The 12026-nt window shown below is 32.9% G+C and carries 13 protein-coding genes; all 13 read right to left on the reverse strand.

Annotated elements, in window-relative coordinates; genetic code table 11:
- On the reverse strand, window positions 1-194 hold a 194-nt coding region (locus tag RH86_RS20725), incomplete at its 3' end, for a hypothetical protein (protein ID WP_009386177.1).
- 81 nt (window positions 195-275) lie between these two features.
- The gene (locus RH86_RS10615; protein ID WP_009386178.1) at window positions 276-1019 is read right to left on the reverse strand and encodes a hypothetical protein; all 744 of its coding nucleotides are present in this window, start codon (window positions 1017-1019) and stop codon (window positions 276-278) included.
- On the reverse strand, window positions 991-1677 hold the full coding sequence (locus RH86_RS10620; protein WP_009386179.1) for a hypothetical protein: 687 nt from the start codon (window positions 1675-1677) through the stop codon (window positions 991-993). The genes RH86_RS10615 and RH86_RS10620 overlap by 29 nt, the downstream gene beginning before the upstream one ends.
- Before the next feature lie 27 nt (window positions 1678-1704).
- Entirely contained in the window at window positions 1705-2628 is a 924-nt protein-coding gene (locus RH86_RS10625; protein WP_009386180.1) for a glycosyltransferase, read from the reverse strand.
- A complete protein-coding gene (locus RH86_RS10630; RefSeq protein WP_009386181.1) occupies window positions 2621-3793 on the reverse strand; it encodes a hypothetical protein in 1173 nt (390 codons plus the stop codon). Before RH86_RS10630 ends, RH86_RS10625 begins: the two co-directional genes overlap by 8 nt.
- Window positions 3793-4797: a glycosyltransferase family 2 protein gene (locus RH86_RS10635; protein ID WP_009386182.1), complete on the reverse strand. Its 1005-nt coding sequence runs from the start codon at window positions 4795-4797 to the stop codon at window positions 3793-3795. The genes RH86_RS10630 and RH86_RS10635 overlap by 1 nt, the downstream gene beginning before the upstream one ends.
- Window positions 4787-6121, reverse strand: a complete 1335-nt coding sequence (gene wzx, locus RH86_RS10640) for an O-unit flippase-like protein (protein WP_009386183.1) — start codon at window positions 6119-6121, stop codon at window positions 4787-4789. The genes RH86_RS10635 and wzx overlap by 11 nt, the downstream gene beginning before the upstream one ends.
- A complete protein-coding gene (locus RH86_RS10645) occupies window positions 6114-7373 on the reverse strand; it encodes a protoporphyrinogen/coproporphyrinogen oxidase (protein WP_009386184.1) in 1260 nt (419 codons plus the stop codon). The genes wzx and RH86_RS10645 overlap by 8 nt, the downstream gene beginning before the upstream one ends.
- Window positions 7361-8239, reverse strand: coding sequence for an NAD-dependent epimerase/dehydratase family protein (locus tag RH86_RS10650; RefSeq protein WP_190275910.1), 879 nt, complete (start codon window positions 8237-8239; stop codon window positions 7361-7363). Before RH86_RS10650 ends, RH86_RS10645 begins: the two co-directional genes overlap by 13 nt.
- An 8-nt stretch (window positions 8240-8247) precedes the next feature.
- Window positions 8248-8823, reverse strand: coding sequence for a dTDP-4-dehydrorhamnose 3,5-epimerase family protein (locus tag RH86_RS10655; protein ID WP_009386186.1), 576 nt, complete (start codon window positions 8821-8823; stop codon window positions 8248-8250).
- Window positions 8824-8846: 23 nt separating this feature from the next.
- Complete coding sequence (rfbH, locus tag RH86_RS10660; protein WP_009386187.1) at window positions 8847-10160, reverse strand: lipopolysaccharide biosynthesis protein RfbH; 1314 nt, start codon at window positions 10158-10160, stop codon at window positions 8847-8849.
- A gap of 1 nt (window position 10161) precedes the next feature.
- Entirely contained in the window at window positions 10162-11241 is a 1080-nt protein-coding gene (gene rfbG, locus RH86_RS10665; RefSeq protein ID WP_086026445.1) for a CDP-glucose 4,6-dehydratase, read from the reverse strand.
- Window positions 11242-11244: 3 nt separating this feature from the next.
- Window positions 11245-12018 (reverse strand): glucose-1-phosphate cytidylyltransferase, encoded by a 774-nt coding sequence (gene rfbF / locus RH86_RS10670; RefSeq protein WP_009386189.1) that lies wholly within the window; start codon window positions 12016-12018, stop codon window positions 11245-11247.
- Between the last annotated feature and the right edge of the window lie 8 nt (window positions 12019-12026).

The following is a 12026-nucleotide window of genomic DNA, read 5'->3' on the forward strand; positions in this document are numbered from 1 at the left end:
TATCTATTTATCTTTACTTTGTTAAAATAATTATACATCCAAACTAAAAGAATACCATCAGATAGAATGGTAAAATTACTTAAATACCCACAACCCTTGCTCTTTAATATTCCAAATGAATAAGGATTTACAAAAGTAAATAATTTATACTCATCGGAATCAAGCATGTGCTCAGTGAAATTTTCAATCTTCAAATCATTCTCCACGGATGAAATTATTATAATCAATCGTATGATACAATAAATAGAATACAATTAAAATTGGTTAATTTATCTCTAGTTTGTCACTCGTTTAATATGAAAAAAACCTGGTTTCATAAAGTACTTAACTTTTAGTTTTTTATAGTTTTCAAATCTAATTTCTTCATATAACTTTGTATCATAATACTTCCATCCTGTATCTTTTTTAAAAAGAGATGGTTCAGGAGCAAGAAAGCGACCAAATGACTCAACCCCAAAATATCTTATAATATCAACACCATTAGCAGTGTTGATTTGAATGAAATCAAGTAGAGATGGTAAATAAATACAATTTACATCGACCTTCCATAAATATTCGCATGCGGACAAATTAAAACAATAATTGTAATAATCTGCTAGCGAACCATTATCAAGTAATTTTAACTCCGAAGCATAGCTATCTCCAGCACGAGCTAATATGTGATCATATTTATATACATGTACAGGACAACTTAAAGAGTTACTACCAATTAAAGCTGAAACTCTAGAAAGAGTTTCATCTGTAGATGCGTTATCTATTATGATAATTTCACTACAAATACTCTCGACAGATCTAATGGTATTTTCAATATTCGAAGCTCCATTCTTCACTCTAATTATAGCTGCAATTGAAGGCGATACACTTAATTTCTTTTTGTCAATCAGTTTAACTTTAAATTTTTTAACCTGGAAGTCAAAAAGACTTCTTGATATATCCAATTTAAAATCATTAACAGAGAAGAAAACTTTAGATATATAATAAAAATAAAACCTAATCAGTTTTTGTTTTAATAATTGCATTTTTATCAACCACCCTTAAGCATTTAGAACTGTTTGCATAATTAAATTTAGGGTTAGGAATCATAAAATCATCTCCATACCTATATGATAAATGCTCCTTTAAATTTCTTGGTGCTGATAACTTTAAACCTTTATAGACAATATTAGAAAAACCGTCGCAAGGTAAAATCAACTCTCTTGTATGGTAATTACCATTAAACCTATCGCTTTCATCAACCTCACATATAAAATCATACGTTCTTATAGCTGGAAATTCATGATAATTTTCAATAATAGTACAAAAGAAAAAATCAACACTTACACCATTTCTAACAAAAGAAAGCTCAAAAGCATCAGGGTTATCAATAGACATTAATTGATGTTTAAACTCAAATTCAATTTCATTCATCATACGAATAACTTTATTGATATCTAATGATGATAAAACACCAATATCAATATCTAAATCATGTTTAATAGGTCCGTTATCTCGATATAGCCCAAGAAGAGTCCCAAACAAAGGAAAAAAAACCTCTCCTTCTTTAAGAAATACTTTATTTATATCGCAAAGCACCTTGTGAAAATTACGCTTTAAAACAAATGATTTATATTTAAAATAAAATGATTTAAATAACAACCTATATATAGATCTAGTTATTAAAAAAAATTTAGACTTCATTAAATTACAACCTTACATTCAAATGCATCAAACAAACCTTGACATTATAACAAATAACACACGAACAAATTGAAGTGGTGATAAAATTACAGCAAAAAAAACTAATAGATATGAATACAATGCATTTACACTCTTAGATTTCAAAATTAACTTATTTGATAAGATATGTGTTCTTTGTAAAACACTATAGTATTTACAATCTCTAGGACTATAAGTATATTTTCTTTCATCTACATTGCTAATTCTTTCAAGTATATTTTTCTTTACTACAAAAATGTGGCTTAATAGCTGAGATGTATTGTCAACATTGCTTACACTAGAGTTATTAATTCTATTAAAAAAAAGAAATTCTGGTAATGTGTATAATTCCATACCTAATCGGTTGGCTCTAGATAAGAAGTCAAAATCTTCCGCTAAATACACACTATTATATCCATCCAAAGTAGACATTACAGTTCTTCTCATTAGCCACGTTGGGTGTGGTAAAGTTGAGCCAAATATTAACTTTTTCCTATGTTCTTCAGAACTTACTGGTGGCTTATATTCTTCTAAAAAATCGCCATTTGAACTAACTCTTATTACATAACAACCAACCAAATCAATTTCAGAATTTAACTTTAAGAAATCCATTTGTCTTTGTATTCTGTCCAAAGAACAGTAATCATCAGCATCCATTCTTGCAATAAAATCACCGCTTGATAAGCTAAAAGCCAAATTCAAAGATGCAACTAGGCCTATATTGTTTTCATTTAGTACAAAAATAACATTCTTATCTAGTGAGTTAATTAATTCAACTACATCTGTTCTACTTGGATGATCAATAATCAATATTAATTCAATGTTATAACCATGAAGCTTTTGTTCTAATATAGATAAGACAGCCTGCTCTATCCACTCAATAGGCTCCATGTAACAAGTCATTAACACCGAGACTTTTACATTATCACTCATAATTAAACTTAAACTTATTATAGGTTTCTTTCATCATTAAACCCGCAACAAAAAAATAAATCGGATCCCAAGGTTGAACGAGAGACAAGCCGACTATAAACATAGATATAAATATAAAAAACACAGATGGATTAGCTTTACATATAACACTCCAAAACAAAAAGTATAAAAACAACCCAATAACACCAAATTCACCCAATAGAATATATATCATTAAATGTGCATACATATACCCTGGAATCAAAGAATACACATAAGAACCAATATTTGAACCAAATCCAAACAATGAGTTAATTAGTTTTAAGTCATACATTTTAGTCCATAAAAACAGGCTTTCAATTTTTGATAAGAAACTCTTATCCGTTACTAACAAATTATTTACAGAATCACTTACAACAAAAACATAAGACAGAGCCGTAATTATTAGTAACAATATCAAATTTAAAACTAAAATCCGGACCTTGCTATTAAAGACATAACAAAATATGTAAAGCAATGAAATCACAAGTTGAGTAATAATTGCAGCTCTACTTAATGACATATAGATAAAAAATGTATATATAAGCAGGATGGAAAATCTTTTCTTGTTATTAATAACGACATTTCTAAATGTAATTAATGAAAAGACAAAGAGAAGCAATGCATAATTACCCGTATAATTAGAATCAACATACATCAAAGAGCTGAACTTATATTTATACAGAAAAAGTTCACTATTATCTCCCGCCATCATACTTGTAAATCGTTCGTATTGTGATTCATTCAAAAACATATCTGGATGAGAAAATCTCAAATAGCATTCAACAGAAAGGAGAACTATAGATATAAAAAAAATATAGCGTCTAAGTATAATGTTTTCGTACCAATTGAAATGTTTTAATGCCACATAGAAAGAAATATAACATGGCAGAATGTAAAGCACACTTCGAATAAAACTAAAATCAACACCTTGACTAATTAATATTGAATTTTGAATTAGCAATAAAATCAACACACTAATCAAAATCAATAAAAATCTTCTATCAATCTCTCTTGAAAGGAAAGTTAAATAAAAACCTATTATCACTATAGTTATACGTTTAAATACTAAATAATCACTTTCAAAAAACCCATGGAAATCGGTAAAAATGAGAAAGCAAAAAACAACTGTCAATATATTGAACATTATGCGCACTTACAAATCATCCAAATAATTCTATTAACAACACTTCTAGAGAAAACTCGCTCGGTTATATAATGTCTAGTTTTAAACTCTTTATGGCTAAAACTAAAATCTTTTGACTTGTTCTTATATTCACTTGACTTCTTAATTAATTGAATTTTGATTAAGTGTAGTAATAAACAACATGCAAGTTCATTTAAGCATAATTTCTTTACTATATTTTTTTTTATTCTATATTGCTCGTTTATAAATGCTTTCATCGTTGTTGGATTCAAACTTTCATTCTCATCAACTCTTAAAAAACCCAACCTCTTATTAATTTCAACCTGTCCATATAATCGCAAATAATCAAGATTGAATAGAAAGTCAGAAACCGGATATTTGTCATCATCGTAACCACCTACAAATAAAGCTTTCTCTCGATTAAACATAATGGCTAAAGAAGCAGAGTAAAACCTATCCGATATAACATCCTCGACATTTACGTCTCTCACTTTTAGTTTGTTTTCTCCTGTACTTTCAATATCTGGAATCTCTTTATAAAAGCTCTCTCTTTCAAAGCACACCATCTTATCCAAAGCTAAAAATTTAAATGCACTATTCAAAAAATCTTTATGCAAAATATCATCATCATTTAAAATGGTTAAGTCCACACCTCTTGCCAATTCAATACATCGATTCCAGTTTCCAAACATACCAATGTTTTGCTCATTTTTAAAATACCGAATGTTAGCGTTTGAATATGATGAAATGATATTTAGTAGTTCATCCTCATATTCACCATCAGCATCATTATCAATAATTACAACTTCAAATTTAACATTTGTTCTTTGATTAACTGCCGAATATATTGTGTCTTTAATTAAATGTGGTCGTTTGAAAGTTGGTATCATAATTGAAATTGTAGGTTTAGAATCCAAACAACTATCAAAAACAAGAATTGACTTAATATGTTCGTGTTTTTTAAAATTATTGCACTTAGTGTCTAGAACAAGTTTATTTGTCATTTCTTAAGTCCTTTAATACTTGTAATGGCCAGTACCAGTTGTTATATAAAAGTTGGATTGTAAATTGAGAAAACACAACCCCAACAAGACCAAGTGTTGATATATTAACCACCAACAAACTAACAAACACAATGAAAATACCAGAAATTAAAGACGCATATAAAAATGGGACTTTATTTAATGTAGTTAAATAAGTTGCGCTCATAGAGTGGTTCAACTCTAATCCATACATAAAAAGCATGAGAAGCAATATATTTTTCGGCACAAGCTCAGTATTTGTTGACATATAATCCAAAAGAGGCACGCCAATATAGACAAGTCCAAAAGCCCCAAAAACATATAGCAATGCAACTATTAAGAATGACTTTTTTACGATGCTTTTTATTTTCATCTTATCTTTTAAGCTTTGTAACGAATTTATCTTTGGCAAACTTAATGTAAAGTACATTGCGCTAACAGATGACAAAATACCAATAATTTGAATTGTTAGTCCGTAACTTGCTGCAACTGACAAGCCTAAGTAACTAGACGTTATAAATTGATTTGCTCTTAATATTAAAAAAGCACCAATACTGGTACCCCCTAGTTTCCAGGCAGATAACCAAACTATTTTTGTTTGTGATGTCTTTTCTTTTTTTATTGATGATAATTTTTTGACATCTTGTTCTTTCTCGTTATTCAAGTATTTGTATAATAAAAACCGTGTAACTAAAAGTGATGTAAAAGTTCCAACAGCCATAGACATTAAGCCATAATTTAAAACTAACAAAGGAACTGAAACTAATAGCATTAATAATTTAGAAAGCGCTGTAATTCTATACAGCACTGATTGTTTTCCCTTTCCAATAATTAGACCATTTAAATATGTGAAATAAAAATTAATGATGGTTGAAAGTGAGAAAACTAGCCACGCAACCAACTGTTCTTGTTTAAATTCTTCAAATGAGTTGAGATAATACGTCCCAACGCTCAAGAGTAATACTGCAACAGCGATTGAAACATACCGATATATGTTTTTTGAAGCAGAGACTAAATCATATAAAAGTTGATAATTAATTTCTTTCCCAGTTTCAGGTATACCTTCTGGGATCAATTCCTTTGCTCCTGAGTACACATAAGAAACCATTCGACTAATTGTAGGTTGAAATCCAAATTCAAGAAGTTGAGCTAGGCCTGCAATAGCTATAAATAGATACCAAAAACCCATATCTTCTGTTGTTAAATATATTATTGCTACTGGTATTATGATGACACCAGACCCAATGTTTAGAAATTGAGCTAAATAACCCCAGATTAGATCCTTTTTTGATATAGATTTAATCATAAACTGCATTCATACCACTAACAAAACTCTGATCACTCCAAAGGTAATCCCACTCACCAAATCGACCACAAGTTTTAATATTTACACTTTTAAGGTAATCTAGAATTACTTGCCTTCTATCTTCCATACCATGATCAAATACAACATTACCGAATGGTAAATGTTTATGATGCACAAAAAGAATATCTTCATTATCACAAATTTTATCCGCTAAAAGTTTCTCTACAATATTATTTTTTAAAACTTCTGGGTCAAACTTTTCTTTAGTGGACAAATTATAAATTTCAAATTGAAGTGATGACTTACCATTTGGTGCATTATCTCTTGATTTCCAAGATGGTGAATACGCTCTTGCAGCTAAGTTTTCTTCATCATAGATGTAATACCAAAGATATGGAGGTATATTGTCTTTACCAAAACCTATAGAGATCAAGTCAACTGTAGTCCACAACAGGCTCGTTGCTGCTTGTTTTACATTTTCTGGTACGGTATCTAATAGGCCAATTAGAGTTGGTAATGGTAATGTGCTAATTAATTTTTCATATTCATCACTCGTTTCATCTAAGAAATATACGGTTTGAGTTGACGTGTCAATTTTAGTTGCTTTTTTATTCATCTGAATATTACATTGTTCTGAAATCGTTCTTACAAACTCAAAATAACCACCAGTTTGAGGATAACGCATTTCTGACGCATAATAATGGTTATCATCTCTTTGTTCAAAAGCACCTCTTAGCAATTCAGTTATATCAGCTCGTCTTACTCTATTTCCTATCCAAGTAGTAGATAGTTTTCCAGCTTCTATCCCCCAGTATTTATCTGTGTATTTTTTAGGGTATCGATTCGAGATAGCATAGCCATACTGATGTTCTAGCCAATCTGCATAATTATTTATTTCATTCGATGGTCTTGCTGAAAATGAGCTAAGAAGTTCAACTTTCTCATCCGTTGTTAATGGAAATAGATTGTTTTGAATTGGATGCTTAAACCATTTACTATTTTCAATACAATAGGCGTTAGGTTTATGTGAATAAAACTTTGTTTTACAAAATAATTCTTTTACATAATCATTAGTTGTAAAACTTAAATGGATGGCATTATCAAACCTAAAGCCATCCACCATAAAGTTTGCTATTAACCCACCAGCTTTACTATTTTGTTCATAACAATCAACGTGATGACCCGCTTTTATTGCATGATATGTAGCTGATATCCCTGCAATTCCAGCACCTAATACTATTATTTTCTCCATTGTTCTTTCACTTCTATCATACTTTTAACAAAACTATCTAACTGACAGGGACTAGGAGTATATATACTATCGTCATTAACCACCTCTAATTTATAGTCACCTAACTCTTGCTTTCCTAATACCTCAACATTGATATTAGTATCGCCGTATTTACCAACTATACTCCCAATAATTCTAGCAAAGTTGGCAATCGACATCTCCGTTTCACCAAAAGCATTAACTACTTTTTCTTTACCAATTAAATCAAGACATTGTATAACATCATTAATTGATACAAAGTTTCTATACTGCTGACCACTACTATTTATAGTGATTTTTCTATCTAAATATGCAGATTTTAAAAATTGAAAAGGAACTAAACTCCAACGATTAAAACCTTCAAAATCACTAGGAGTACCGTAAATATTTGTTGGTCTAATTATCAAATACTTGAACGATCCTCCATTGCTTTTTGCTCTAATTATTTCTTCTGATAAATAATGCGTCAATCCATAATCATTAATCGGATTTATTTCACACTTCTGACTAATAATACCTTTTGTTACACCATACACATGGAAAGTACTAATATAAACAAAACTCTTAACATTTATTTTTTCAGCTAATTCAGTTAATTTACGTGTAAGCGTTACATTTATTCCGTATGTTATATCAATTGATTTATTAATATCAACTTCATTAACCGCAGCACAGTGAACAATTGTATCAATATTACCAACTTCAGTAGCTAATTTATCAATATCTAAGGTCAATAAATCTACAATTATGGTGTCTGTATTAGATCGACCAATCGTAATGACATCATTACCAGTAGCTAAATAGTACGCTTTGATTTCTTTACCAAGAAACCCAGAAGCTCCTGTCATTAGTACCTTCATACAAATGGACTCTCATAATTTTCTAATGTAGGAAATGATAAGTCTCTATCAGAAACAATAAGTTCGTTTAATTTGAGATTTTCAACATCCAATCCGACACTTGACCATAGAATACCTTTATCTTGTTCCGGAGCATATACATGATCAGTTTTATATAACAGAGTCGCCTGTTCTGATAGCGTTAAAAAACCATGAGCCAGACCTTTTGGTAGGTAAAGAAGTTGAGGTATTTCAGAACACAACTCAATTGAAAGCAGGCTACCGTATGTATTTGATGATTTTCTAATATCAACAAAGAAGTCTAATACTTTACCCTCTAAGCAAGTAACCAGCTTATTATGCGCTACTGGAGGCTCTTGAAAATGAAGTCCACGCAGAACATTTTGCTTTGAGACAGAGTAAAACTCTTCTTTAAGATTAAACTCGGAGATCGGAGTAGTTTCAAAATGGTTGGGGTGAAACGTTTTAATAAAAGCACCACGATGATCTTCAAACTTAGGGAGATCGATGAGGTAGCATCCTAAAATATCTAGTTGCGTTACATTCATAAAATAAAGCCAATGATTTCTCATTGACTTTCCATTTTCACTAATTCTTAGAAACTTACACCAAAAAACTCTTCAAACTTCTCAATCACAAAGTCTAAATGCTCATTAGTTAATCCTGGATAAACACCAATCCAAAAAGTCTGATTCATAATGATATCCGTATTGGTTAACTCACCAACTACGCGATATTCGACATCTTTGAAGTACGGTTGGCGTGTTAAGTTACCTGCAAACAATAAACGAGTACCTATCTTGTATTGGTCCATGAACTTTAAAAGCTCGACACGATCAATACCACTTTCTGGCTTTATTGTGATAGGAAAACCAAACCAAGATGGGTCAGACTTTTCTGTTGCTTCAGGCAAAATAATGAACTCTTCACAACCTGCTAAACCATCTTTAAGGTATTGATAATTAACTTTGCGTTGTTCAACAAATTGTTCAACATTGTCCATCTGTGCAAGACCACACGCAGCCTGCATATCAGTGATTTTTAGATTATATCCAAGGTGTGAGTATGTGTATTTGTGGTCATAACCCTGTGGAAGTGAACCTAACTGCTGGTCAAAACGTTTTTTACAGGTGTCGTCACAACCAGGTGCACAATAGCAATCACGTCCCCAATCACGGAAAGACTCAATTAACTTGCGTAATTCATGGTCTTTGGTAAATACCGCGCCGCCCTCACCCATTGTAATATGATGCGCTGGATAGAAACTTACTGTCGAAATATCACCAAACTGACCAACCATCCTACCATCATAAGTTGAACCTAAAGCATCACAACAATCTTCAATAAGCCACAGATTGTACTTGTCAGCAACACGGCGAGCTTCTGTTAAATCAAACACATTACCTAGTGTATGAGCTACCATAATCGCTTTAGTTTTATCGGAAACAGCTGCTTCAATCATTTCAGGCTTGATTTGATATGTTGGAATGTCAACATCCACAAAAACAGGCACTAAACCATTTTGTATTGTTGGGTTTACCGTAGTAGGAAATCCGGCAGCAACAGTAATGACTTCATCGCCTGGTTTAAGCTGGCGCTCGCCAAGCTTAGGTGACGTTAACGCAGTCATTGCTAGTAAATTTGCCGATGAGCCTGAAGTTGTAGTCAATACATAAGGAACACCTAAATATTCACCTAGACGCTTTTCAAACGCATCATTGAATCGACCCGTTGTTAACCAACCATCCAATGAGGCTTCAACCATCATTTTCAGTTCATTCGCGCCTAAAACCTTACCTGACGGTGGTACAACTGTTTCGCCTGGAATAAACATTTTTGGGGCAAATTCTATTGCAGCATACTGGTCAACCAAGTCTGCGATCTGTTTTCTAATTAACTCTTTTGACATTTTATTTTCCTGCTCTTGCTGCAATGTATTGTTGAATTTCTAATATAGTATGTTGCTTTATATCTTTACCACTTAGCCAAGCTTTTTGCCAATCGACTATACGCTTGAGAGTTTCTTCTAGTCCCCATATCGGTTGCCAATTCAATCGCATTTTAGCCTTAGAACAATCCAGCTTTAGATAATGTGCTTCATGCGGATGCTCACCTTCTGACAAGTACCAACTCGCATCATCTCCCCAGTGCTGCACGAGCTTTTCAACAAGCCACTGTACGGGTTGTGCATCTTCTTCACTTGGTCCAAAATTCCATCCTTCCGCAAATTTAGGGCCGTGCTCATATAAATGCTCAGCGACCGTGATATAACCCGATAACGGTTCAAGTACGTGTTGCCAAGGGCGAATTGCATGCGGGCTGCGAATTTCTACAGATTTAGAATTTGAAAAAGCATTTAGCATATCAGGGATTAAACGGTCTGCCGCCCAATCGCCACCACCAATTACATTTCCAGCTCGAACAGATGCAAGGGCACAACCATGTACATGATATTTTTCGGCATTAAAAAAGGATTGACGATATGAAGAAGCAACTAATTCGGCACAGCCTTTACTATTGCTATAAGGATCATAGCCCCCCATAGCTTCATCTTCACGGTAACCCCAAACCCATTCTCTATTTTCATAGCATTTATCTGAAGTGATGTTTACAACTGCTTTAACGCCACCAACTTGTTTCACAGCCTCAAGCAAATAAACAGTTCCCATCACGTTAGTCGAATAGGTTTCCATTGGTTCATCATAGGATAAACGCACCAGTGGTTGAGCTGCCATGTGAAATACTATTTCAGGTTTAAATTCAGAGATCACTTCTCTAAGGTGTGGGAAATCTCGAATGTCACCTTCTTCTGTCGACATACCAGACCACACTTTTGCTTCTTCAAACAAACTAGGAGAGGTTGGAGCAGGCAATGAATACCCTTTTACTATCGCTCCCATTTCCTGAAGCCACAATGACAACCAGCCACCTTTAAACCCAGTATGTCCGGTAATAAATACTTTTTTTCCTTGCCAAAAACTAGGGTTCATCATTTACTCCCAAATTTTCCAAGGTGCTTTGCCGTCTTGCCAAAGCTCTTCTAAATACACTTTATCTCTTAACGTATCCATCGGTTGCCAGAAACCATGATGCTCATACGCCATCAATTCGCCATCTTCTGCTAATTTGTTTAGTGGGTATTGCTCCCAAATACAACTGTCGCCATCAATCAGCTTTAACACCTCAGGTGATAATATAAAGAAACCACCATTGATCATTGCTCCATCACCTTTAGGCTTTTCTTTAAAGCTTTTTACTTGACCAGCGGCAATATCTAACGCACCAAAACGACCAGGAGGGAACGTTGCTGTTAATGTTGCGTTTTTACCGTGAGACTTATGAAACTCGATTGTTTTTGCAATATCTACATCACCAACACCATCACCATAAGTAAAACAGAATGCTTCTTCATCTTTTAAGTAATCAGCAACACGCCCTAAGCGGCCTCCAGTCATTGAGTTATCACCAGTGTCTACTAACGTTACTGTCCATGGTTCTGCACGTTTTCTGTGTACTTTCATTTCGTTGTTCTTCATATCAAATGTCACATCTGACATGTGTAAGAAATAGTTAGCGAAGTATTCTTTAATTACATAACCTTTATAGCCACAACAAATAATGAAATCATTTACACCATGCGCTGAATATTGCTTCATTATATGCCATAAAATGGGCTTACCACCGATTTCTACCATTGGCTTTGGCTTTACTGATGTTTCTTCACTTAAGCGTGTTCCTAAACCACCAGCTAAGATGACTGCTTTCATTATATACT

The organism is Vibrio sp. N418 (assembly GCF_000222565.1).
In the GTDB taxonomy this organism is placed as follows: domain Bacteria; phylum Pseudomonadota; class Gammaproteobacteria; order Enterobacterales; family Vibrionaceae; genus Vibrio; species Vibrio scophthalmi.